The organism is Streptomyces sp. ADI95-17 (assembly GCF_003846175.1).
GTDB classification, from domain to species: Bacteria; Actinomycetota; Actinomycetes; order Streptomycetales; family Streptomycetaceae; genus Streptomyces; species Streptomyces sanglieri.
In genome coordinates, this window is record NZ_ML123056.1 from 50855 (window position 1) to 73605 (window position 22751).

At 71.2% G+C, this 22751-nt stretch carries 23 protein-coding genes and 1 pseudogene; 19 read left to right on the top strand and 5 right to left on the bottom strand.

The features are described from left to right. The first annotated feature begins 90 nt into the window (after positions 1–90). The 3 genes from EES42_RS42715 (at position 91) to EES42_RS42725 (ending at position 1648) form a co-directional block, all read left to right on the top strand. Complete coding sequence (locus EES42_RS42715; protein ID WP_241196973.1) at positions 91–735, top strand: GntR family transcriptional regulator; 645 nt, start codon at positions 91–93, stop codon at positions 733–735. A 16-nt stretch (positions 736–751) separates the two neighbouring features. Then, entirely contained in the window at positions 752–1093 is a 342-nt protein-coding gene (locus EES42_RS42720) for an isocitrate lyase/phosphoenolpyruvate mutase family protein (RefSeq protein WP_124723599.1), read from the top strand. A 117-nt stretch (positions 1094–1210) separates the two neighbouring features. Then, complete coding sequence (locus EES42_RS42725; protein ID WP_124723600.1) at positions 1211–1648, top strand: hypothetical protein; 438 nt, start codon at positions 1211–1213, stop codon at positions 1646–1648. Here the strand turns inward: EES42_RS42725 and EES42_RS42730 are convergent. Next, positions 1602–2720 (bottom strand): GlxA family transcriptional regulator, encoded by a 1119-nt coding sequence (locus tag EES42_RS42730; protein ID WP_124723601.1) that lies wholly within the window; start codon positions 2718–2720, stop codon positions 1602–1604. The genes EES42_RS42725 and EES42_RS42730 overlap by 47 nt on opposite strands. Before the next feature lie 192 nt (positions 2721–2912). Between EES42_RS42730 and EES42_RS42735 the strand changes: the two genes are divergently transcribed. After that, positions 2913–3503: a cysteine hydrolase family protein gene (locus EES42_RS42735; RefSeq protein WP_124723602.1), complete on the top strand. Its 591-nt coding sequence runs from the start codon at positions 2913–2915 to the stop codon at positions 3501–3503. 55 nt (positions 3504–3558) lie between these two features. Here the strand turns inward: EES42_RS42735 and EES42_RS47045 are convergent, their stop codons facing one another. From EES42_RS47045 to EES42_RS42745, 3 genes and pseudogenes are all read right to left on the bottom strand, one after another. Continuing rightward, entirely contained in the window at positions 3559–4014 is a 456-nt protein-coding gene (locus EES42_RS47045) for a TetR/AcrR family transcriptional regulator C-terminal domain-containing protein (protein ID WP_241196964.1), read from the bottom strand. 12 nt (positions 4015–4026) lie between these two features. Beyond that, positions 4027–4266, bottom strand: a pseudogene (locus EES42_RS47775) (helix-turn-helix domain-containing protein); the annotation flags it as partial. Positions 4267–4364: 98 nt separating this feature from the next. Further along, positions 4365–5294 (bottom strand): NADP-dependent oxidoreductase, encoded by a 930-nt coding sequence (locus EES42_RS42745; RefSeq protein WP_124723604.1) that lies wholly within the window; start codon positions 5292–5294, stop codon positions 4365–4367. Positions 5295–5454: 160 nt separating this feature from the next. Here EES42_RS42745 and EES42_RS42750 point away from each other — a divergent pair, with 160 nt between their 5' ends. Then, on the top strand, positions 5455–6549 hold the full coding sequence (locus EES42_RS42750; RefSeq protein ID WP_124723605.1) for an NAD(P)/FAD-dependent oxidoreductase: 1095 nt from the start codon (positions 5455–5457) through the stop codon (positions 6547–6549). 146 nt (positions 6550–6695) lie between these two features. Beyond that, entirely contained in the window at positions 6696–7499 is an 804-nt protein-coding gene (locus tag EES42_RS42755; protein WP_124723606.1) for an SDR family NAD(P)-dependent oxidoreductase, read from the top strand. A 142-nt stretch (positions 7500–7641) separates the two neighbouring features. Here the strand turns inward: EES42_RS42755 and EES42_RS42760 are convergent, their stop codons facing one another. After that, entirely contained in the window at positions 7642–9162 is a 1521-nt protein-coding gene (locus tag EES42_RS42760; RefSeq protein ID WP_124723607.1) for an FAD-dependent oxidoreductase, read from the bottom strand. Between the two features lie 415 nt (positions 9163–9577). On the opposite strand from EES42_RS42760, the gene EES42_RS42765 reads away from it, so the two are divergent. From EES42_RS42765 to EES42_RS42825, 13 genes are all read left to right on the top strand, one after another. Further along, positions 9578–9907 carry a TcmI family type II polyketide cyclase gene (locus tag EES42_RS42765; RefSeq protein WP_124723608.1) on the top strand — a complete coding sequence of 110 codons (330 nt, stop codon included), beginning with the start codon at positions 9578–9580 and terminating at the stop codon, positions 9905–9907. Next, positions 9904–11175 carry a beta-ketoacyl-[acyl-carrier-protein] synthase family protein gene (locus EES42_RS42770; protein ID WP_124723609.1) on the top strand — a complete coding sequence of 424 codons (1272 nt, stop codon included), beginning with the start codon at positions 9904–9906 and terminating at the stop codon, positions 11173–11175. The genes EES42_RS42765 and EES42_RS42770 overlap by 4 nt, the downstream gene beginning before the upstream one ends. Next, the gene (locus tag EES42_RS42775) at positions 11172–12410 is read left to right on the top strand and encodes a ketosynthase chain-length factor (RefSeq protein WP_124723610.1); all 1239 of its coding nucleotides are present in this window, start codon (positions 11172–11174) and stop codon (positions 12408–12410) included. Before EES42_RS42770 ends, EES42_RS42775 begins: the two co-directional genes overlap by 4 nt. Before the next feature lie 24 nt (positions 12411–12434). Further along, entirely contained in the window at positions 12435–12704 is a 270-nt protein-coding gene (locus EES42_RS42780) for an acyl carrier protein (RefSeq protein ID WP_124723611.1), read from the top strand. A gap of 10 nt (positions 12705–12714) precedes the next feature. Continuing rightward, on the top strand, positions 12715–13512 hold the full coding sequence (fabG, locus tag EES42_RS42785; RefSeq protein ID WP_124723612.1) for a 3-oxoacyl-ACP reductase FabG: 798 nt from the start codon (positions 12715–12717) through the stop codon (positions 13510–13512). A 94-nt stretch (positions 13513–13606) separates the two neighbouring features. Beyond that, positions 13607–14554 (top strand): aromatase/cyclase, encoded by a 948-nt coding sequence (locus EES42_RS42790; protein WP_124723613.1) that lies wholly within the window; start codon positions 13607–13609, stop codon positions 14552–14554. 1 nt (position 14555) lies between these two features. Further along, positions 14556–16043, top strand: coding sequence for an FAD-dependent monooxygenase (locus tag EES42_RS42795; protein WP_323187750.1), 1488 nt, complete (start codon positions 14556–14558; stop codon positions 16041–16043). 54 nt (positions 16044–16097) lie between these two features. Beyond that, the gene (locus tag EES42_RS42800) at positions 16098–16778 is read left to right on the top strand and encodes an antibiotic biosynthesis monooxygenase family protein (RefSeq protein WP_124723614.1); all 681 of its coding nucleotides are present in this window, start codon (positions 16098–16100) and stop codon (positions 16776–16778) included. A 5-nt stretch (positions 16779–16783) separates the two neighbouring features. Next, positions 16784–18328 carry an FAD-dependent monooxygenase gene (locus EES42_RS42805; RefSeq protein ID WP_124723615.1) on the top strand — a complete coding sequence of 515 codons (1545 nt, stop codon included), beginning with the start codon at positions 16784–16786 and terminating at the stop codon, positions 18326–18328. A gap of 44 nt (positions 18329–18372) precedes the next feature. Further along, positions 18373–18861 (top strand): nuclear transport factor 2 family protein, encoded by a 489-nt coding sequence (locus tag EES42_RS42810; protein WP_124723616.1) that lies wholly within the window; start codon positions 18373–18375, stop codon positions 18859–18861. A gap of 155 nt (positions 18862–19016) precedes the next feature. Then, positions 19017–20039 (top strand): methyltransferase, encoded by a 1023-nt coding sequence (locus EES42_RS42815; RefSeq protein ID WP_124723617.1) that lies wholly within the window; start codon positions 19017–19019, stop codon positions 20037–20039. Between the two features lie 94 nt (positions 20040–20133). Then, complete coding sequence (locus EES42_RS42820; protein WP_124723618.1) at positions 20134–21048, top strand: LLM class flavin-dependent oxidoreductase; 915 nt, start codon at positions 20134–20136, stop codon at positions 21046–21048. Positions 21049–21141: 93 nt separating this feature from the next. Then, the gene (locus EES42_RS42825) at positions 21142–22746 is read left to right on the top strand and encodes an ABC transporter substrate-binding protein (RefSeq protein ID WP_124723619.1); all 1605 of its coding nucleotides are present in this window, start codon (positions 21142–21144) and stop codon (positions 22744–22746) included. Positions 22747–22751: the final 5 nt, after the last annotated feature.

Here is a 22751-nt window from a genome sequence, read left to right on the forward strand (position 1 = left end):
GGCCGGGAAGGCGCAAGGAGGACGGCACACGTGACGGCAGGCACCGGCCGGAAGGGCGACGGGGAACAGCCGTCCGCCCCGGCGACGCGCATCCCGCTGAGCGAGGTCGCGCGCCGGGCCGTCAGGGATCGCATCATCGACGGCAGCTACGCCCAGGGCAGCCGGGTGGTGGAGCGAGAGATCGCCCAGGACCTCCAGATGTCGCGGGTGCCGGTGCGCGAGGCGCTGCGGGCCCTGGTGGAGGAAGGGCTGCTCGACCTGCTGCCGCACAGCGGCGTGCGGGTGCGCCGGCTGGAGCGCGCCGAGGTGGAGCACCTGTACGACGTGTGGGAGCCGCTGGCCATCCAGGCCTCACGCCTCGCCGCCCGCCGCGTGGCCCTGGCCGCACCGGGCGAGCCCGGCGGGCTGGCGGAGCTGCGGGAGGTACTGGAACAGGCGGAGGCGGCGGCTGCCGCGGGGGACCGGACGCGGGAGAACGGCGCCGGGACCGCCTTCCACGACGGGATCGTGGCGCTCGCCGACAACCCGCTGCTGGCCCAGCTCATGCAGCGGCTGAACGGCCAGCTGCGCCTGCTCTTCGGCCTGAACACGGAACCCGCCCCCATGCGTGCCCAACACGGCGAGATGTACGAACGCATCGCCGCGGGAGACGCCGACGCCGCTGCGGCGATCACCCTCCTCCACGTACGCAAGAGCCGGGAGCTCGCACTGCGCGCGGTGACGGACACCCCTTAGCGGGGCTCGGGAGCAGGTGCTGGACGAGACGCTGGCCCGCGCACGCGCCTACGCGGCAGCCGGCGCGGACGGCATCTTCGTCCTCGGCGCATTGGACGCCGAGGCGGCCAGGCCGCTCGTGGAATCCCAGCCCCTGCCGGTGAACGTCCTGGCCGGCCCCGGAGCGCCGCCCGTGTCCGAGCTAGCCGGGGCGGGAATCGCCCGTATCAGCGCGGGATCCTCCATCGCCGAGGCGGCGTACGCACTGGTCCGGCGAGCAGCCCACGAACTGCTGGAGAAGGGCACGACGACCGAGTTGGAGGGCGGATTCGACTACGCGACCCTCAACGCGCTGCTCCTGGCAGAACCGGCGGGCTGATGGCCCCCGGGCCCGCGCACGGGCCCAAGTGTGTCGCGAAACAGTGACGGCAAGGCCATGACCGGCGGACTCGTAGCAGGGTGGTCCCGCAACCTCCTTCCGAAAGGTGTCCAGGTCATGCGCCCGACCCGCCCCTCCAGGCCCCCGCTGATCGCGGCCGTACTCGTCGCAGGCGTCTCGCTCCTGACGGCATGTCAGGACAGTGGCTCGGTGGAGCCCGCCGGGACGCCGGCGGCGAGCCCGTCTCCCGGGACGAGCGGAACACTCGGGCCGGGAACGGTCTCCTACCTGGCGCCGGGCAAGTACGCGATCAACGTGTCCGGTACCGGGCAGCGGTTCTCCGTCTCGGACCGGACCGAGGTCTACGGCGCCGGAGGCATCTGCGGTGAGCACACCCCCGAGGCCACCGACCGCTGCACGCTGGACGAGCTGAAGGAGGCGGGCAACGGCGGAGTGCCGGCGATCGTCGTGGTGGAGAAGGGGGTCGCCACACGGGTCACCGAGGTGTTCACCCCGAGGACCAGCCCTCCGGACGTGGGCCACTCGACCGAGTGAGAGGAGCCCGTGCCCGGGGGCTTCCGTTCTGGTGGGACGGCTCTCGGTCCTTCCGCCGTCGGCCGTCCCGTGGCGACAGAACGTCGGGGCCGGACCGGAACCGCTGCCGGTACTCCGTCGGTGTCGTGTCGAGTTTCCGGCGGAACGCCCGGATGAGGGTGTCGGTGGTACCGAACCCGCAGGTGGACGCGATGCGTTCGAGCGTGGCATCGGTGGATTCGAGCTGGTTGCGCGCCCTCTCGACGCGGACCGACTCGACGTACGCACTCGGGGTCGTGCCGAGCTCGGCCTTGAAGATCCGGGTGAGCTGACGCTCGCCGACATGGGCGTACGCGGCGAGGTCCGCGACGGTGAGCGGTGCGCCGACGTTGCCCATGATGTGGTGGCGGAGGTCCTCGATGCGCCGTGTCGTGGAGAGGGGTTCGAGGGGGACGCTGAACTGGCTCTGCCCGCTCGGCCGCTTCAAATACATCACGAGTTGCCGGGCGACGCGCAGTGCGACGGTCTCGCCGAAGTCGTCGGCCACGAGGGCGAGCGAGAGATCGAGGCAGGCGCTGATGCCCGCTCCGGTCCACACGTCGCCCTGGCGGATGAAGATCGGGTCCGCGTCGACCTCCACCGCGGGGTGATCGGCGGCGAGTTGCTGCGCGGTCGACCAGTGGGTGGTGGCGCGCTTGCCGTCGAGCAGCCCGGCGGCGGCGAGGATGTGTGCTCCGACGCAGACCGATGTGACCCTCCGCGTCCTGGCGGCGAGTGTCCTCACCCGGTCGACCACGGTGGGGTCGGTGAGGGCGTGTACGCGGCGTCGGTCGTCCACTTCCACCGATCCGGGCACCAGGAGGGTGTCGATGCTCCGCGTGGCCGCCTCTTCGAAGGTGGTGTCGGGGAGGATGCGCACGTCGGCGGAGGTGGTGACGGGGTCCAGGGTCTCGGCGGCGAGGAGCACGGTGTAGCCCGTCTCGTCGTCCGTCTCGCGTCGCAGGAGGGCGAAGACCTCCGGGGGGCCGGTGACGTCGAGCAGGTCGACGCCCTCGAAGAGGACGATGACGACGAGTCGTTCGACGGTGCTCATGCGGTCTCCGCCCGGTCGGTATCTGTGATGTCGCTGTCCGCGATGTGGCTGTCTGCGATGTCGGTATCTGCGATGTCGGTATCTGCATGTTAGACGGCATTGCAGACATGTCTCGGCCGACCGTAGCGTTCTGGATGCGGCTCACCAAGTGGGTGGGCGACAAATCCTGGCTCGATCCGAGGCGGTAATTCCATGGCTACGACGACTCTGCGCGAACTCAACGGCTTCGACGAGACGCCCGCGTCGCTCGCCGATTCGACCCTGATCCTGGTCGACTACCAGAACACCTATGTCGGTGGCGTGATGGAGCTGGAGGGCTGGCAGGCCGCGCTCGACTCCGCCGCCGCGCTGCTGGGCCGGGCCCGTGAGGCGGGTACGAAGGTCATCCACGTCATCAACGACGGCGGCGAGGGCACCCCGTACGACATCCGGGCGGAGATCGGCCGGATCCACCCGAGCGTGGCGCCGGTCGAGGGCGAGCCCGTCGTCGTGAAGAAGGCCCCGAACGCCTTCGTCGACACCGACCTGGCCGAGCACGTCGACGCCGCCGGCAACAAGGACGTCATCGTCGCGGGCTTCATGACGCACATGTGCGTCACGTTCACCGCGGAGGGCGCGTTCCTGCGCGGGAACCGGCCCACGGTGGTGGCCGACGCCTGCGCGACGCGCCCGCTGCGTTCGATCGGCACCGAGCTGACCGCCGACCAGATCCACCGCAGCGCGCTCGCCACGATCTCCGACCTCTACGGGGTCGTCGTCGAGTCCGGGAAGTCCCTGACCTGACCCGCCGGGGCCGATCTGCCGGGACCGATCTGCGGGGGCGCTCCGCTGTTCCGCCCTACTTCGTGCCGCGCGCGGTCCCGTACCCGTGGAGGAAGGTGTCGACGGCCCTGGTCACACAGTCGCGCATCCGGGCCGGGCTCAGTGGAGGGCTTCCGTAGGGGCGGACGGAGATCTCGGAGGACACCAGGGCGATGAAGTGCAAGGTGCCCAGCGCCGGGTCCTCGATGTGCAACAGCCCGGCCTCCGTGAGCTGCTCCAGCCGCCGGGCGACCTCATGCTGTACCCGCAGGGGGCCGGCCTGCTGCCAGGTGTCGATCACGCTGGCGGGGAAGTGCTGCACCTCGGCCATGATCTGCTGCATCATCGCGAAGTGCTCGGGGAACTGGGTGCGTTGGCCGACGAAGGCGTGGCCCAGTGCGAGCAGGTCGGCCTGCGGGTCGGCGCCGGTGACCTGCTCCTGCACGGTCGCGATGAAGGCGTCCGCGACCTGGCTGGCGCTGTCGTGGACCACGTCCGAGAAGAGGTGGTCCTTGCCGTCGAAATGGTTGTAGATGGTGCGCGTGGAGACCCCGGCCTCGGCGGCGATGGCCTCGATGCTGGTGCGGCTGTACCCCTCCCGGCCGAAGACGGTGCGTGCGCCCTGGGTGATGGCCCGGTGCTTCTTGGCCCTCCCGCCGGGGCGGCCCGTGCCGGACGTGCGCGGCGCCGCGGCCGCTTCCGGCCCGGCGGGCGCTGTGGGTGTGGTGTTCAGGGATGCCTCCAGTTGCTCGGGTGGTCCGTGCCCGAATTACCGTGCACGTTGTACTTCACTTTCCGGTCCTTGCGCTACTCGGCGGCCCGCAGGCGTGGTGCGGGCCCCACTCACAGGGGCGGCATCTCCAGGACCGTCTTGCCCAGGCTGTGCCCGCCCTCCACCGCCCGGACCGCCAGTGCGGCCTGCTCGAACGGGACCACTCGGGTCACCTTCGGATCCAGGGCGCCGGTCCGGACCAGCTCCACCACGGCGCCCAGGACCGAGGGGTCCCGCACCGGTCCCACCGGTGCGCCGCCGAGTGCGGCGACGGCCTCCCGGTCGGCGCCGCTCACCAGCTTCGCCCGGTCCCGGTCCGGCAGGAGGCCGGCGACCTCCTCCAGGACCCCTCCTCCGACCAGGTCGAGGACACCGTCCACACCGTGCGGCACGGCTGCCTGCACACGTGCGGCAAGCCCCGGCCCGGAGGCGACGAACCGTACGTCGAGCGCCTCGACGAACTCCCTCTTGGCCGGGGCCGCCGAACCCACCACGGTCAGCCCGCTGCCCACCGCCACCTGGGCGGCCGCCACCCCGACCCCTCCCGCGACCCCGGTCACCAGCAGCGTCGACCCCGCCGGCAGACCGAGTTGGCGCACCGCGCCGTAGCCGGTGGCGGCGGCGATCGGCAGCGCGGCGGCGTCGGTCCAGGCGACCTCCGGCGGCTTGTGCACCGTTGCCCGCGCGGGCAGCAGCGTGTACTGCGCGTACCCGCCGGTCAGCGGCCCGCCGAGGACCGCGTCCCCCACGGCGAAGCCGGTGGTGCCGGGGCCGAGCGCGACCACCTCGCCCGCGGCTTCGCCGCCCATCACCGCGGGCAGCCGCACCACGGGTGCCCCGGCCGGCCGACGGCCCGAACGACGCTTCCAGTCCACCGGGTTGACCCCCGCCGCGCGTACGGCGATCAGCAACTGGCCCGGACCCGCGACCGGTTGAGGGAGATCCGCGAAGTGCTCGACCTCCGGTCCGCCGAACCGCTCGTAGACGTAAGCCATGGGCATGCGGGACCTCGATGCTTCCGACGGACGTTAATTGCCATGCTGATTGCATTTTACCTGAGCGGCCCATTAGGCTCCGCGAACGTGGGCGGAGCCCCGTTCAGGACCCGGCGCCCCGTTCCGGACAGTGGGTTCCGCGCGGTGAGAACAAGGAGCACAACGTATGGGCAGCACGGTCGCGATCGTCGGCGGCGGATACGGAGGGGCCGCTCTGGCCCGTCAGCTCGACCCGGACTTCGACATCGTACTGATCGACCCCAGGGACGCCTTCGTGCACGCGGTGGCGGCCCTGCGCGGGCTGGTCGACGCGGACTGGGCACAACGGATCTACTTCGGCTACGAGGGCCTGTTCACCCGTGGCCGCCACCTGCGCGACCGCGCCGTGAAGGTGGACGCGGGCAGTGTCACCACCGCCGGCGGCACCCGGGTCGACGCGGACTACGTGGTCCTCGCCACCGGTTCCTCGTACCCCTACCCGGCCAAGCCCGACACCGAGGGCAGTGCCGACTCGCAGACCCGGCACGCCGCAACCCGGGCCGAACTCGCCGCAGCCTCGCGCGTGTTGCTGCTCGGGGCCGGCCCCGTGGGGCTGGAGCTGGCCGGGGAGATAACCGAACAGTGGCCGGACACCGAGGTCGTGCTGGTCGATCCCGCCGACGATGTGCTCGGCGGCCGCTATCTGCCCGAGCTGCGCCGCTCGCTGCGCGAGCAACTGACCGCGCGTGGCGTACGGCTGGAGCTGGGCAGCGCGCTGACGGCACCACCGTCGGTGCCGCCGGGCACGCACCAGCCGTTCTCGGTCACCACGGCGGCAGGCGTACGGATCGACGCGGATCTGTGGTTCCGCTGCTACGGCGTGGTGCCGCTCAGCGACATGCTGCACGGTGAAATCGCCGCCGCCCGTCGCCCTGACGGGCATGTGGAGGTGGACGAGTATCTGCGGGTGGCCGGCGCGTCCAACGTCTTCGCCGTCGGAGACGTCACGGCCGTTCCCGAGCCGAAGCGGTCCAAGGCCGCGTCCGAGCACGCGGCCGTGGTCGCGGCCAACATCAGGGCGCTGGCCGCCGGCCGGCCCGCGGAGCAGACGTACCGGCCGGGCGAGGACGCGGTACTGGTGCCGCTGGGCTCGACCGGCGGCGCCTCGCAGGTGCCTGGCCCCGACGGCCCGGTGGTGCTGGGGGCGGCGGAGACGGCCCGCTACAAGGGCGACGATCTGCTGCTCGGGCGGTTCGCCGAGCTGTTCGGCACCTCGGCCTGATCGACCGGGGCCGGCCGACGCCACGCCGGCTCTGTTCATGAGCAGCACGGTTCAGCTGATCACGACACGATTCCGCAGCACCGTCTTCACGCACATCCGCCAGGATCGGGGGCAACGCCCCGTCCCGAACGAGAGGTCGATGACCGATGGCCAACGGAACGCAGTCCCTCGCCGGCAAAGTGGCTGTGGTCACCGGCGGTGCGGGAGGGATCGGTGTCGCCACTGTGGAGGCGCTGGCGACCGCGGGTGCGGATGTCGTACTCGCGGACGTCGCCGAAGAGCCGGCTCGGGCAGCGGCGTCGGAGCTGGCCGCCAAGGGTCTTTCGGTGGTCGGGCGCGGCGTCGACATCACCTCGGAGGACAGTGTCAAAAGCCTGGTGGACTTCACCGTGGACACCTTCGGCGGCATCGACGTACTGGACAACAACGCGGCGCTGACCTCCGCGATCCGGCAGGACCGGGACGTGGTGTCGATGTCCGTCGAGCTGTGGGACCAAGTACTCGCCGTGAACCTGCGCGGCCCCATGCTGCTGTGCAAGCACACCGTGCCGGTGATGATCGAGCGCGGCGGCGGGTCGATCATCAACATCACCAGTGGCCAGGGTTTGTCAGGGGACCGGGTGATGGTCGCCTACGGCAGTTCCAAGGGCGGGCTGGTCGCGCTGACCCGTTTCGTGGCCGCCGCGTACGGTGCGGACGGCATACGTTGCAACGCAGTCGCCCCCGGGCTGGTGCGCACTCCGGCTCTGGAGGCGGACATGCCCGTACCGGTGCAGGAGATGTTCCGGAGCGCGAACCTCATTCCGCGGCTGGGCACACCGGACGACGTGAGCCAGCTGGTGGCCTTTCTCGCCTCCCCTGCCGCCTCCTTCATCACCGGGCAGGTGCTCTCCGTGGACGGCGGCTTCCTCGCCCACCTCCCCACCCTTTCCCCGCTGCCGCCGCGTTGAGAGCGCGACGTCGCGCGCCCGAACGGCCCCGGAGCAGTCCGTCCGTCGTGACTGCTCCGAGTCCGCTCGCGTAGCCGAGGACACCGAGGACGCCAGGGACACCGAGGACGCCGAGGGCGCCAGGGCTTTCCGAAGGCGCCGGTCATCCCACCCAGGGGGTGATGCCCGCCTCGATCGCGGTCGTGTCCGCCGCTCCGGCCCAGGCGTAGTAGCCGTCGGGCCGCACCAGGACCGCCTCGCGCGCGGTGGTGTCGCCGTCGTCCGCGCGATGGGTGAGGATCAGCCGCTTCCGCTGCTCGGCGGCGCCGGGCCCGGCGGGCTCACGCGGCTCGGCGGACTTCCCGGCCGCCGGCAGGACGAGGACGAACCGTCCCTCCCGCAGCACCTCGTAGAGCCGGCCGCGGTCCAGCGCCAGATCCGGCGCCCGCTTCCCCACCAGCGCGTGCGCCCCGCGCCCCGCCGGGTAGGAATAGCCGATCCCGGTCACCTCTCCGACCGCCTGCCGTGTCACCGGCCGCACATGGGTGACCACCAGCTTCCGTACCGTGCGCAGGGCCACCTCCAGCGGATTGTGTGCCATGGCCAGCCGCAGGTTGAGGCCACTGCTGCGCAGCACCGCGCTGCCGACCGGGTGGCGCTCGCTGTGGTAGGTGTCCAGCAGCGCGTCGGAGGCCCACCCACCGAGCACGGCCGCCAGCTTCCAGCCGAGGTTGACGGCGTCCTGGAGACCGGTGTTCATTCCCTGGCCGCCGGCCGGAGAGTGCTGGTGGGCGGAGTCGCCGGCCAGCAGCACGCGGCCCACCCGGTAGTCGGGCACCTGGCGCTCGTCGCTGTGGAAGCGGGAGAGCCAGCGCGGGTCGTGCATCCCGAAGTCGGAGCCGAAGGCCCGCTCGATGATGGCGCGCAGCTCCTCGAACTCGACGGGGGCGTCGTCGGGTTCGCCCCGGTGGGCCCGGTCCCAGCCGCCGACCCGCCAGTAGCCGTCGCCGAAGGGGGCGATGAAGCCGAAGGCGTCACCCGTGCCGTGCACCCGGACCACGAGGGGCGGCGCCTCGGTGAACTTCACATCGGCGAGGGCCACCGACCGGATGACCACCTTGCCGGGGAAGGGCAGCCCGAGCGCCTCGCGCACCGCGCTCCGCGTGCCGTCCGCGCCGACCAGATAGCGGGCTCGCAGGGTTGTGTCGTGCTGCGCGGTGCGCACCGAAACGGTGACACCCGTGTCGTCCTGCGTCAGGCCGAGGACCTCGGTCCCGTAGCGGATGACGGCGCCGTTCTCCAACGCCCTGCGCAGCAGCAGCCTCTCCACCTCGTACTGCGGAGTGACCAGGAGGAAGGGGAAGCGGGACTGCAGCGCGCCGATGTCGAACGGAATGGATCCGAAGAGTCTCAGCTCGCTGACGACCTGGCCGGTGGCGACGAGTTCATCGGCGAGGCCGCGGGCGTCGAGGAGTTCGAGGGTTCTGGCGTGCACGCCGAAGGCGCGGGTCAGATTGCTGATGCCCGCCGGGCGTTTCTCGACCACCACGACGTCCACGCCGGCTGCCGCGAGGTCTCCGGCGAGCAGCAGCCCGGTGGGGCCTGCTCCGGCCACGACGACAGGGTGGGGGCCGGGGGCTGTCCCGGGGACGTCGGCGGCGGGGGACTCAGGGGTGTGGGACATCCGCAACTCGCTTCCTACAGTCGGAATTCCTGCAGTCGAAGGACGCGGGGGCGCTGGGGGGCCGGGACAGGCGGCTCCATGCTGCACCAGGACGTCGTCGGTGCGGCCGTTCACGTAGCTCGCCTGACTCAAGCGACCGCAATCAGTCAAATTCATGCGCGCTTCTGTCGTTGTCCGGCTCCGGTCTGACATTGCCGTGGGGTCCCGGAGAAAGCCTGACGAAGCTCTGCAGCGGCCTGTCTTGATCGCCGGCTCCGAGGCCGATGAACCTTGGAGTCGCGGGTCGGTGTGTTCACTCGGGGCATTCCAGGGCGCGACACGGGTCGCGGCGTGAGTCGCGGTACGGGTTGCGGCATGGGTTACGGCATGAGTTGCGAAATGTCATGCACATTACATAAATGAGGAGTGGGAACGCATGCACAGCACCTTGATCGTCGCGAGACTGGAACCAGGCGCGAGCACGGATGTGGCCCGGCTGTTCGCCGACTTCGACGCCACCGATATGCCGCACCGGATGGGCACACGGCGGCGCCAGCTCTTCTCCTACCAAGGCCTGTACTTCCACCTCCAGGACTTCGACGAGGACAACGGCGGCGCGCTGATCGACGCGGCCAGGAGCGACCCCAGGTTCATCGGCATCAGCAACGACCTGAAGCCGTTCATCGAGGCGTACGACCCCGCGACCTGGCGCTCCCCGGCCGACGCGATGGCGTCCCGCTTCTACTCCTGGGAGGCGTCCGCGTGAGTGCCCGCCGCGTCGTCATCACCGGCCTGGAAGTCCTCGCCCCCGGTGGCGTCGGTGCCAAGAACTTCTGGAACCTGCTGAGCGAGGGCCGTACGGCGACCCGTGGCATCACCTTCTTCGACCCCACGCCGTTCCGCTCGCGCGTCGCCGCCGAGATCGACTTCGACCCGTACGAGCACGGCCTGACCCCGCAGGAGATCCGCCGGATGGACCGCGCCGCCCAGTTCGCCGTGGTCGCGGCGCGCGGTGCGGTCGCCGACAGCGGTGTCGAGTTCGGCGATCTCGACCCGTACCGGACCGGCGTCACCGTCGGCAGCGCGGTGGGCGCCACGATGGGCCTCGACGAGGAGTACCGCGTCGTCAGCGACGGCGGCCGACTCGACCTGGTCGACCATCGCTACGCGGCGCCGCACCTCTACAACCATCTCGTACCCAGTTCCTTCGCCGCCGAGGTCGCCTGGGCGGTCGGTGCCGAAGGCCCCAGCACCGTGATCTCCACCGGCTGCACCTCCGGAATCGACTCGGTCGGCTACGCGGCCGAACTGATCCGCGAGGGCTCGGCCGACGTCATGGTCGCCGGGTCGTCGGACGCACCGATCTCCCCGATCACCATGGCCTGCTTCGACGCCATCAAGGCCACCACACCACGCCACGACGACCCGGCCCAGGCCTCACGCCCCTTCGACGGAACGCGCAACGGGTTCGTGCTGGGCGAGGGCGCAGCGGTGTTCGTCCTGGAAGAACTGGACAGCGCCCGCAGGCGCGGGGCGCACATCTACGCCGAGATCGCCGGATACGCGACCCGTTCCAACGCCTACCACATGACCGGACTGCGCCCGGACGGCGCGGAGATGGCCGAGGCCATCCGGGTCGCCCTCGACGAGGCGCGGCTGCCCGGCGAGGCCATCGACTACATCAACGCGCACGGTTCGGGCACCAAACAGAACGACCGTCACGAGACCGCCGCGTTCAAGCGGAGCCTGGGCGCGCACGCCTACCGGACGCCGGTCAGCTCGATCAAGTCCATGGTGGGCCACTCCCTGGGCGCCATCGGCTCCATCGAGATCGCCGCCTCGGTGCTGGCCATGGAGTACGACGTGGTGCCTCCGACGGCCAACCTCCACACGCCCGACCCCGAGTGCGATCTCGACTACGTGCCGCTCGACGCACGCGACCAGCTGACGGACGTGGTGCTCACCGTGGGCAGTGGTTTCGGCGGATTCCAGAGCGCGATGGTGCTGGCAGGCCCGGAAAGGAGGCTGGCGTGAGCACGCGTACCTCCGTCGTGGTGACCGGGCTGGGCGTCGCTTCCCCGAACGGGCTCGGGGCGCGGGACCACTGGGAAGCCACCCGTGGCGGCGCGAGCGGCATCGGCCGGCTCACCCGCTTCGACCCGTCGGGCTATCCGGCCAAGCTGGCCGGTGAGATATCCGGGTTCAACGCCGAGGAGCATCTGCCGAGCCGGCTCATCCCGCAGACCGACCGAATGACCAGGATCGCCCTCGCCGCAGCCGACTGGGCACTCGCCGACGCGGGCGTACGCCCCGACGAGCTCGCCGGGTTCGACATGGGTGTCGTCACGGCCAGCGCGTCCGGCGGCTTCGAGTTCGGTCAGAACGAACTGCGCAATCTGTGGAGCCAGGGCAGCCAGTACGTCTCCGCGTACCAGTCGTTCGCCTGGTTCTACGCCGTCAACAGCGGCCAGATCTCCATCCGTAACGGCATGAAGGGACCCAGCGGGGTGATCGTCAGCGATCAGGCGGGCGGGCTCGACGCGGTCGCCCAGGCCCGTCGGCAGATCCGCAAGGGCTCCCGGCTGATCGTCTCGGGAGGCGTCGACGCCTCCCTGTGCCCGTGGGGCTGGGTCGCACAGCTGGCGAGCGGACGCCTCAGCACCAGCGAGGAACCGGGCCGCGCCTACCTCCCCTTCGACCGTGACGCCCAGGGCCATGTGCCGGGCGAAGGCGGCGCGATCCTGATCCTGGAGGACGCCGAAGCGGCCGGGGAACGAGGCGCGCGCAGTTACGGAGAGGTCGCCGGTTACGGTGCCACCTTCGACCCGAGACCCGGCAGCGGGCGCCCGCCGGCACTGCGCAAGGCCGTCGAACTGGCCCTGGCCGACGCGGCGGTGGACCCGTCCGACATCGACGTCGTGTTCGCCGACGCGGCCGCCGACCCGGAGCTGGACCGCGCCGAGGCCGACGCCCTCGTCGCGGTGTTCGGGCCGCGTGGCGTCCCGGTCAGTGTGCCCAAGACGATGACCGGCAGGCTCTACTCGGGCGCCGCACCGCTCGACCTGGCGACCGCGCTGCTCGCTCTGCGCGACGGTGTGATTCCCGCAGCGGTCAACGTCCGGCTCTCACCCGATTACGACCTCGACCTCGTGGTGGAACGGTCGCGCAACGCCGTGCTGCGTACCGCGCTGGTACTGGCCCGCGGTCACGGAGGCTTCAACTCCGCCGTCGTACTGCGCGCCCCCGCGTCGTCCGGCCCCCGCCACTGATCACCCCACCGGAAGGACTTTCCCTTGTCTGCCGAGCTTTTCACCCTCGCCGACCTCAAGCAGATCCTCCTGGAGGCCGCAGGCGTCGAGGAGGGCATCGATTTCGACGGAGACGTGCTGGACACCGAGTTCGAAGCACTCGGCTACGAGTCGCTGGCCCTGCTGGAGACCGGTGGACGCATCGAGCGTGCGTACGGCATCGACCTCGACGACGACGTGCTGACCAACGCCGTCACACCGCGCGCCCTCATCGGCATCGTCAACGAACTGCTGACCGTCTCCCGAACCGCCTGAGAGGACCACCATGACCGAAACCACCACGGCCGGGGCCGGCCGCGTCGCTCTTGTCACCGGGGCCACCAGCGGAATCGGCCTGGCCGTCGCCCGGCTGCTCGGCTCCCAGGGGCACCGTGTGTTCATCGGAGCCCGCGACGCGCAGAACGTCGAAGCCACCGTCAAGGAACTCACCTCCGAGGGGCTCGATGTGTCCGGCTCGGTCGTCGACGTCCGGGACGCCGGAGCGGTACGGGCATTCGTCCGCGCCGCCGTCGACCGGTTCGGCGCGATCGACGTACTCGTCAACAACGCGGGCCGTTCGGGCGGCGGCGTCACCGCCGAGATCCCCGACGAGCTGTGGGAGGACGTCATCGAGACCAACCTCACCAGCGTGTTCCGGCTCACCCGCGAAGTCCTCACCTCCGGCGGCCTGCGCGAAAAGGACCGGGGCCGCATCATCAACATCGCCTCCACGGCGGGCAAACAGGGCGTGGTGCTCGGAGCCCCCTACTCCGCGTCCAAGCACGGCGTGGTCGGCTTCACCAAGGCCCTCGGCAACGAACTGGCCCCCACCGGGATCACCGTCAACGCGGTCTGCCCCGGGTATGTCGAGACACCGATGGCACAGCGGGTCCGGCAGGGATACGCCGCCGCGTTCGACACCACCGAGGACGCGATCCTGGAGAAGTTCCAGGCGAAGATCCCGCTCGGCAGGTACTCGACGCCCGACGAAGTCGCGGGCCTGGTCGGCTATCTCGCCTCGGACACCGCCGCCTCCATCACGGCACAGGCGCTGAACGTCTGCGGCGGCCTCGGCAACTTCTGAGCCGGACCCCACTCACCCGGATCCCCCTCACCCGGATCCCGTTCACCCGGCCCTCAGCTCCGATCGCCACCGAACTCATCGAGGAGAAGCGACCATGACGACCCGTGAGGTCGAGCACGAGATCACCGTCGGCGCGCCCGCGCCGGCCGTCTATCGTCTACTGGCCGAAGTGGTGAACTGGCCCAGGATCTTCCCGCCCACCATCCACGTCGACCAGGTCGAACGCAGCGGCGACGAGGAACGCATCCGGATCTGGGCCACGGCGGGCGACGAGGCGAAGAACTGGACCTCGCGCCGCACACTGGACCCGGACGGTCTGCGCATCACCTTCCGGCAGGAGACCAGCGCCCCGCCGGTCGCCGCGATGAGCGGGGCCTGGATCATCGAACCGCTCGGCGAACGGGATTCCCGGGTGCGGCTGCTGCACGACTACCGTGCCGTCGACGACGACCCGGCCGGTCTCGCCTGGATCGACGACGTGGTGGACCGCAACAGCCGATCGGAACTGGCCGCGCTGCGCACCAACGTGGAAGCCGCGCACGCCGCCGAGGACCTGACGTTCTCCTTCACCGACAGCGTGACCGTGGCCGGCGGGGCGAAGGACCTCTTCGACTTCGTCAACGAGGCCGGCCGATGGGCCGAGCGGCTGCCGCACGTGGCCTCCGTACGCCTCACCGAGGACAACCCCGGCCTCCAGACACTGGAGATGGACACCCGGGCCAAGGACGGATCCACGCACACCACCAAGTCGTACCGCGTGACGTTCCCCCATCACCGCATCGCCTACAAACAGGTCACCCTGCCGGCGCTGCTGACCCTGCACACCGGAATCTGGACCTTCGAGGAGACCGAGGACGGGGCCGTCGCCTCCTCCCAGCACACGGTCACCCTCGACACCGGCAACATCGCCGCCGTCCTCGGGCCCGAGGCCACCGCGGACGACGCCCGGAAGTACGTGCACACCGCCCTGTCCACCAACAGCGTGGCCACCCTCGGCCACGCCAGGGCGTACGCCGAGGGCCTCGCCGCAGGGCGGGGCTGACGTGCCGGGCGACCGCCTGGACACCCAGGTCATCGTCGTGGGCGCGGGACCGGTCGGGCTGCTGCTCGCCGGGGAACTGCGCCTCGGCGGCGCGCATGTCGTCGTACTGGAACGGCGTGCGGCGCCCACCACCGAGTCGCGTGCGTCGACCCTGCACGCCCGCACCATGGAAATCCTCGACAGCCGGGGGCTGCTGGACGGGACTCCCGTCCCGCCGAACGACCCGCGTGGACACTTCGCCGGAATTCCGCTCGACCTGACACTGCCCAGCAGCTTCCCGGGCCAGTGGAAGGTGCCGCAGTCCGACACCGAACGGCTGCTGGGGCGGTGGGCGGCCGGGCTGGGCGCCGAGATCCGGCGTGGCCACGAGGTACGGGCGGTCACCGACACGGGAGAGCACGTCGAGGCCGAGGCGTCCGGCGACGACGGTCCGGTCCTGGTGCGAGGTACTCACCTCGTCGCCTGCGACGGCGAGGACAGCACCGTCCGCGACCTCATCGGCGCGGACTTCCCCGGCCACGGAGCGCGTCGCGAACTGCTGCGGGCCGACGTCGAGGGAATCGAAGTGCCCGACCGGCGGTTCGAACGGCGGCCGGACGGCCTGGCCATCGCGGCCCGGCGGGCCGACGGGGTGACCCGGATCATGGTCCACGAGCACGGCGCCCGGCCGCCGCACCGTACCGGCGCGCTCACCTTCGGCGAGATCTCACGGGCGTGGAAGCGGGTCACCGGCGAGGACATCGGCGGCGGCACCCCGCTGTGGGCGAACGCGTTCGGCGACGCGGCGCGTCAGCTCGCGCACTACCGGCACGGTCGCGTCCTGTTCGCAGGGGACGCGGCGCACCGGCAGCTGCCCATCGGAGGCCAGGCGCTCAATCTGGGCCTTCAGGACGCCTTCAACCTGGGGTGGAAACTGGCCGCCGAGGTCACCGGCCGCGCCCACCTCGAACTGCTCGACAGCTACCACACCGAACGGCACGCGATCGGCCGACGCGTGCTCTCGGCGATCGAGGCGCAGGCCATGCTGCTGCTCGGCGGCCCCGAGGTGGAGCCGCTGCGCGCCCTGATCACCGAACTGATCGGCCACGAAGACGTACGTGCCCATCTCGCCGCGACGATCAGCGGACTCGACATCCGCTACGACGTCGGGGGCCCGTCGCACCCGCTCGTCGGGGCCCGGCTGCCGCAGACACCTCTGGCGGCGTCCGCGTCGGGCGGGGCGACCAGTACGGAGGTGCTGCGATCCGGCCGGGGCCTGCTGCTCGGCCCCGGCCCGGACCCCGGCCCGGACCCCGGGCGCGTCCTCGGCCCCGCTCCCGACGGCCGTGGCATCCCCTTCGCCACGCCGGTTCCGTCGCACCCCGGGACGGACGGCGCCGGCTGGACGCTCGTAAGGCCCGACGGCCACGTCGTATGGGCGGACCCGTCCGACACCCCGCCACATGAGGGGCCGGCGGAGGCACTCACCCGCTGGTTCGGCCGCGCCTGACCCCGGCCGCCCCGGCACACGTACCCGCAGACCGCACCCGAAGGGAACCCCGCCATGCCTCTGATCTCGCCCGACGACGGCCATCTGACCGTGTTCAACCTCTTCGAGACGGACACCGTGCCGCTCCAGGAGGACGTGCTGGACGCGATGCGCGACATCATCGACAACGCCGACTACCCCGGCTGGATCTCCTCGACCCTGCACGCGGGCGTCGACGAACCGGGAACCGTCAACTACATCCAGTGGCGCAGCGCCGCCGATCTCCAAGCGCGTTACGAAGGGCAGAAGTTCCAGCGCAGGACCGTGCCGCTCTTCCACAAACTCGCCCGGACGGTAAGGCTGTTGAAGACCGAACTCGCCTTCACCCAGCACCACCCCTCGCTGGACGGCGGCATCGAGATCTCGCCGCAGCGTGACGACTACACCGTACTGATCGTGCTGGACACGAAACCCGAGGACCAGCGGGAACTGCTGGACACACTCACCGAGCCCGACGAGTGGATCAAGACGGTGCCCGGCTACCGGTCGCACACCTACTTCCGCGGTGTGGACGGCACCTTCGTCGTCAACTACGCCCAGTGGGAGAGCAAGGAACTCTACGACGCCTTCCACACACTGCCCGAGGAGAAGCGCCCCGCCGGCATCCGCAACGGCAGGAACCGTGCGCGTTCCCTGGTCACCGGCCGCCAGGCCAACACCTACCGGGTGACCCACTCCCGGTCGGCGAAGGACTGACCGCAATGACACCCGAGGAAGAGCCCGTCCGGGACACCGACGTCATCGTCGTCGGCGCGGGACCGACCGGGCTGACACTCGCCGGCGAACTGCGTCTGGGCGGAGCCCGCGTCACCGTCGTGGAACGGCTGGCGGCACCCACCGGGCAGTCCAGGGGCCTGGGCTTCACGGCCCGCGCCATGGAGGCGTTCGACCAGCGCGGTCTGCTGCCCCGGTTCGGGCAGGGCGAGACACCGGACATCAGCCCGGTGGGCCACTTCGGAGGAGTCCGGTTCGACTACACCGTGCTGCCGGGCGCCCACTTCGGGGCCCGTGGCATACCGCAGTCGCTGACCGAGTCGGTCCTGGAGACCTGGGCGGCCGGTCTCGGCGCCGTCATCCACCGCGGCTGGGAGTTCACCCGGACGCACCGGGGGGCCGGGCCCGACGACTCCGCGGTGGAGATCACCGTACGGACACCCGAAGGCCCGCGACGGCTGCGCGCCGCGTACCTCGTGGGCGCCGACGGCGGCCACAGCCCGGTGCGTGCGGCGGCCGGAATCGACTTCCCCGGCACACCCGCGTCCCGCGTGATGTACCTCGCCGATGTGGTGGGCCGCTCGCTGCGCCCCCGCCCCCTCGGCGAACGCCTGGAGCACGGCATGGTGATGGCGGCCCCGCTGGGCGAAGGGGTGGACCGCATCATCGTCTGCCCGGACGGCGCGGCGCCCGGCGAGGACGCGGCGCCCGTGACGTTCGCGGAGGTGGCGGACGCGTGGCTGCGGCTCACCGGCGAGGACATCGCCGACGCCGGGACCCAGTGGGTGAGTTCCTTCACCGACGCCACCCGCCAGGCGTCCACGTACCGGCGCGGCCGGGTCCTGCTCGCCGGGGACGCCGCCCATGTCCATCTGCCGGCCGGCGGCCAGGGGATGAGCACCGGCATCCTGGACGCCGTCAATCTCGGCTGGAAACTCGCCGCCGTGATCCGTGGCACCGCTCCCGGCACACTGCTGGACACCTACCACGACGAGCGCCACCCGGTCGGCGCCAGGCTGCTGGCCAACACCCGCGCCCAGGGGACGGTCTTCCTCGGCGGCCGCGACTCGGACCCGCTGCGTGCCCTGTTCGCCGAACTCATCGAGTACGACGACGTCAAACGCCACCTGGCCGGCCTGGTCAGCGGGCTGGACGCCCGCTATGACCTCGACGGGGACCATCCGCTGCTCGGCCGGCGCGTCGCACCCCGCGTACTGGTCGGCCCCGAGGGGGAGACCAGCACCACCCGGCTCCTGGGCCCCGCGCGCGGTGTGCTGCTCGACCTCGCCGACGACCCGGCGGTGCGGGCGGCCGTCGCACCCTGGCATGACCGGGTGACCGTCACCACGGCGACCCCGAAGCCGCTCGACGACCGGGACGACGAACTGGCAGGTCTGGCCGCCCTGCTGGTACGCCCCGACGGCCACGCGGCCTGGGCGTCGGCCGCTGCCGGGGGCGAAGGGCTGAGCGCCGCCCTGCACCACTGGTTCGGGCCGCCCGCCCGGCCGGCCTCGCCGACGGGGGACGTGTGATGGCTCGGCCGTCCCCACCACCCCACCCGAAAGGCAGATCCGGCATGAGTGCCGTCACCACCACCGAAGAGACCCTGGCCGCGCTGCGGGCCGATCTCCGCGATCTCAGGGACCGGGCCGAACTCACCGCCCTCGGCGACCGCTACGTCACCCACCTCGACCGGGACCGGCACCGGGACGACTGGTTCGGCTCGGTCTTCACCGACGACGTCCGCCTCACCTTCCCCATGGGCGAGTACAAGGGGACGGCGGGCCTCGCCGAGTTCCAGGCACTGGCCCGCACCACGTTCGAACGCACCCATCACACCGCTTCCAACCACACCGTCGACCTCGACGGCGACCGGGCCACGATCCGGGCCCACCTGACCGCCGTACACGTACGTACCGCCGCCGAACCCGGCACCCACTTCACCATCGGCGGCCACTACGAGGCCGACGCCGTCCGCACCGCCGACGGCTGGCGGATCAACCGCTTCGTCTTCGACCTGGTGTGGCACGAAGGGCAGGGCCCGCAGGGCGCCCCGGGCCACTGACCTCGGAACCTGCAGAGCTCTGACATAGCGCACAAAGACCTGACACCGGCGCGCCTTGAACCGCCCAACGACCCGGAACAGACTTCATCCGGGCCTGTCGGTGCGTCCCGGTCCGAACCCACCGGCCACCCCGGTACCGAGGAGGAAGCTCCGCCATGCCCTCAGGCTCCACCGAACTGCCCCTGTCAGTACGGGTGTTGCAGATCATCACCGCCGGCTGGCTCGCCCAGGCGGTCAGCGCCACGGCCGAACTCGGCGTCGCCGACGTCCTCGCCGAAGGGCCACGCCCGGTTGCCGAGATCGCCGAAGCCACCGACACCCACGCACCCAGTCTCCACCGGCTGCTGCGGGCCAGCGCCGACATCGGACTGTTCACCGAACACGACGGCAAGGTCTTCGAGCTGACCGAGTTGGGCGGCACCCTGCGCGCCGACAGCCCGAGCAGTCTGCGCAACTTCGCCATCTGGACCGGACTGCCCGCCGAACGCCACGCCTGGGCCGGCCTCGCCGACGCCGTACGCACCGGTCGCACCGCGTTCACCGAAGTGCTCGGCAAACCCGTCTGGGACTACTTCCATGACCACCCCGATGTGCTCGGCGTCTTCGACCGGGCCATGACCGAGGCGTCCCGGCAGATCATCGCTCCTGTCGTCGCCGCCTATGACTTCGGCCGGTTCGGCACCGTCGTGGACGCGGGCGGCGGGCGCGGCGCACTGCTGGCCGCCGTACTGGCATCGGCGCCCGGCACCCGCGGCGTCCTGTACGACAGGCCCGAGGTCATCGCGGGCGCGGGAGCGCCGCTGCGCGACGCCGGTGTGGACGACCGGGCCGAGCTGGTTCCCGGAGACTTCTTCGACTCCGTACCGGCCGGCGCCGACGCCGTGATCCTGTCCAACATCATCCATGACTGGGACGACGAGCAGTCGCGGCGCATCCTCGTCAACGCCCGGGACGCGCTGACCGACGGCGGGCATGTCCTGCTGGTGGAGGCGGTGCTGCCGGACCGGCCCCGGCCCTCGCCCACGGTCTCCCTGATGGATCTCGACATGCTGGTGGTGGCCGGCGGCCGACAGCGCACCGCCGCCGAGTTCGAGACCCTGCTGGCCGACTCGGGCCTCAAGCTGTCGCGCATCGTGCCGGGCGGACACTGCAGCGTCGTCGAGGCCGTACGCGCCTGACATCCGCCCGGCGCCGGACCCGTCGGATCCGCGTCACCGCCGGCGCCGGGCGGGCTCTCCCGTAACCAGCACAAGGAAAGAGTAGGCACCAGCCATGCCAGAACGGCTCACCCACAAACTGTGGTTCGGAATCGGACCGGGGGTCGCGGTCGCCGACGCGCCGCAGGTCGTGCGCAGCGTCGAGTACGCCGACCGCACGGGGCTCGACTTCTTCGCCCTGTCCGACCACCCGTACTACGGCGACCGGCTGGAGGCCTACAGCACGCTCGCGCTGCTTCTCGGCCGGACCCGGAACATCACGGGCGTCACCACCGTCACCAATCTGCCGACCCGCCCGGTGCCCCTGCTGGCCCGTACCCTCTCGACGCTGTCCGCTCTCACCGGGGGCCGGGTCGTTCTCGGTCTCGGCGCGGGCGGGTACTGGGACGACATCGCGCGCTTCGGCGTCACCCGGCTCGACCCGGCCGCCGCCGTACGCGCCCTGGAGGAGGCGATCGGCCTGGTCCAGGCGCTGTCCGGCGGCGGTGCGCCCGTCACCCTGGACGGCGAGTTCACCCGGATCGCCGCGCTGGACCCGGCGCCGGGCCCGGCGCCACTGATCTGGACGGGTTCCGTGGGGCCCAAGTCCCTTGCCGTCACCGGACGTTCGGCCGACGGCTGGATACCCGGCAACGCGGCGGACTGGCACAGCGACCGCTACCGGTCGTCGCGGCCCCTCATCGACGAGGCCGCCCGCGCCGCCGGACGCGACCCCGCGGACATCGCCACCGTCTTCAACCTGCCCGCGCGTATCACCGACTCGGCCGCCGCCGCCCCCCGCGACCGGTCCGGCCGGTGGCTGGGCGGATCCGTCGCCCAGTGGATCACCGAGCTGACCGAGGCCGTACTCGAACACGGCGCTTCCGGATTCGTGTACTTCGCCTCCGGCGACCCCTCGGGACAGATCGGCCTCGGGCGCTGGGCCGAGGAGATCGTGCCCGCCGTCCGCGAGGCGGTCGCCAAGGGCTGACCGCCCGTCGCCGGCCGTGGAGCGCCACAACCTTCCGTCCCCTCCGCCGCCCCCCGCACGTCCGCACCACAGCACATTCCAGAGAGGCCTCAGATGTCCACAAGAACCACCGGCTCGCGTCCCCGGCTCCGTCTCGCGATCGCACTGCTCGCGGTCGTCCTGCCCGTCGCGGCCTGTTCGGACGAGGGGACCGGCGTGGGCGGCAAGGGCGACGGCACACCGCGTGACGGCGGCACGCTGCTGGTCGGCAGCGAGGCGGACCCGAGCTGCCTGGACCCGCAGCAGACCGGCCAGGTCAGCGCGGTGGACATCTCCCGCTCCGTGGTGGACGGGCTCACCTACCAGGACCCGAAGACGGGCAGGATCGTGCCCTGGCTGGCGAAGTCCTTCACCACCAGCGCGGACGGCAGCGCCTTCACCTTCGTACTGCGCGACGGCGCCACCTTCAGCGACGGCAAGCCCGTCGACGCGGCAGCGGTGAAGACCACCTTCGACAACCTGGTGAAACTGCCGGCGAACGGCGCCCCCGGCTACCTGATCGGCTACCAGGGCACCACCGTCACCGACGCGCACCGGCTCACGGTGAAGTTCGACACGGCCAACGCCCAGTTCCTCCAGGCGACATCGACCGTCGGCCTGGGCATCCTGTCGCCCGCGACATTCACCGCATCGGCCGCCGACCGCTGCCGCGGCAAGTTCATCGGCTCCGGCCCGTACGTCCTGGACCACTACACCACCAACCAGGAAGTCGTCCTGAAGAAGCGCAAGGACTACGCCTGGCCGTCCTCCATCGCCACGAACAAGGGCGCGGCACACTTCGACGAGGTGAAGTTCTCCTTCATCCCGGAGGGCGGGGCCCGCACCGGCGCCCTCACCTCCGGACAGGTCCAGATCGCCAAGGCCCTTCTGCCCACCGACGAGGCCCAGTTCAAGGGCAACGGATTCAGGATCCTGTCGGCGCCGGGCCCCGGCCTCGTGCCGCCGCTCTCCCTCAACCACAAGGGGATACTCGCCGACTACAAGGTCCGCGCGGCACTGCTCAAGGGCATTGACCGGCAGGGGCTCGTGGACTCCGTCTTCAGCTCCTCCTACAAGCCCGCCACCAGCGTGCTGTCGTCGGTCACCCCGTACTACAAGGACTTCTCGGACAAGCTGCGCTACGACGCCGAGGGCGCCAGGGCCCTCCTGGACAGCGCGGGCTGGAAGCCCGGCAAGGACGGCATCCGGGTGAAGAACGGCAGACCGCTCGCCCTCACCTGGCTGATACCCGCGCCGATGCCGCCCGCCGACGAGGCGGTGCAGCAGCAGCTCCGCAAGATCGGCGTCGATGTGAAGCTGAAGCCCGTCGCACCGCCCGTCTACGTCGAACAGCAGCAGAAGGGGCAGTTCGACCTGACCGCCGTCGGTGTGACGCGCGCCGACCCGGACATCCTGCGCAACATCTTCCACAGCAAGGGCGACAACCTCTGGCACCTGCCGGCCGGCAGGCTCGACACCTATCTGGAGAAGCAGGTCTCGGCGACCGACGAGAAGTCCCGCCAGACCGCCGTGACCGACGCGGTCGAGTGGATCCTCGACCACGCCGACACCGTTCCGCTGTACGAGGGTGCCCAGGTCCACGGTGTGGCCGACACGGTGAAGGGCTTCGGACTCGACGCCTCCAACCGGTTCGACCTGCACGACGCCTGGCTCGGCTGAGGGAA

Bases quoted from the DNA above. Each gene is read 5' to 3' on its own strand.
- EES42_RS42730 (WP_124723601.1), bottom strand. From the start codon at position 2,720: ATGAGCACCGTCGAACGACTCGTCGTCATCGTCCTCTTCGAGGGCGTC.
- EES42_RS42765 (WP_124723608.1), top strand. From the start codon at position 9,578: ATGCACAGCACCTTGATCGTCGCGAGACTGGAACCAGGCGCGAGCACG.
- EES42_RS42735 (WP_124723602.1), top strand. From the start codon at position 2,913: ATGGCTACGACGACTCTGCGCGAACTCAACGGCTTCGACGAGACGCCC.
- EES42_RS42725 (WP_124723600.1), top strand. From the start codon at position 1,211: ATGCGCCCGACCCGCCCCTCCAGGCCCCCGCTGATCGCGGCCGTACTC.
- EES42_RS42815 (WP_124723617.1), top strand. From the start codon at position 19,017: ATGCCCTCAGGCTCCACCGAACTGCCCCTGTCAGTACGGGTGTTGCAG.
- EES42_RS42745 (WP_124723604.1), bottom strand. From the start codon at position 5,294: ATGCCCATGGCTTACGTCTACGAGCGGTTCGGCGGACCGGAGGTCGAG.
- EES42_RS42790 (WP_124723613.1), top strand. From the start codon at position 13,607: ATGACGACCCGTGAGGTCGAGCACGAGATCACCGTCGGCGCGCCCGCG.
- EES42_RS42805 (WP_124723615.1), top strand. From the start codon at position 16,784: ATGACACCCGAGGAAGAGCCCGTCCGGGACACCGACGTCATCGTCGTC.
- EES42_RS42825 (WP_124723619.1), top strand. From the start codon at position 21,142: ATGTCCACAAGAACCACCGGCTCGCGTCCCCGGCTCCGTCTCGCGATC.
- EES42_RS42810 (WP_124723616.1), top strand. From the start codon at position 18,373: ATGAGTGCCGTCACCACCACCGAAGAGACCCTGGCCGCGCTGCGGGCC.
- EES42_RS42760 (WP_124723607.1), bottom strand. From the start codon at position 9,162: ATGTCCCACACCCCTGAGTCCCCCGCCGCCGACGTCCCCGGGACAGCC.
- EES42_RS42800 (WP_124723614.1), top strand. From the start codon at position 16,098: ATGCCTCTGATCTCGCCCGACGACGGCCATCTGACCGTGTTCAACCTC.
- fabG (WP_124723612.1), top strand. From the start codon at position 12,715: ATGACCGAAACCACCACGGCCGGGGCCGGCCGCGTCGCTCTTGTCACC.
- EES42_RS42750 (WP_124723605.1), top strand. From the start codon at position 5,455: ATGGGCAGCACGGTCGCGATCGTCGGCGGCGGATACGGAGGGGCCGCT.
- EES42_RS42755 (WP_124723606.1), top strand. From the start codon at position 6,696: ATGGCCAACGGAACGCAGTCCCTCGCCGGCAAAGTGGCTGTGGTCACC.
- EES42_RS42820 (WP_124723618.1), top strand. From the start codon at position 20,134: ATGCCAGAACGGCTCACCCACAAACTGTGGTTCGGAATCGGACCGGGG.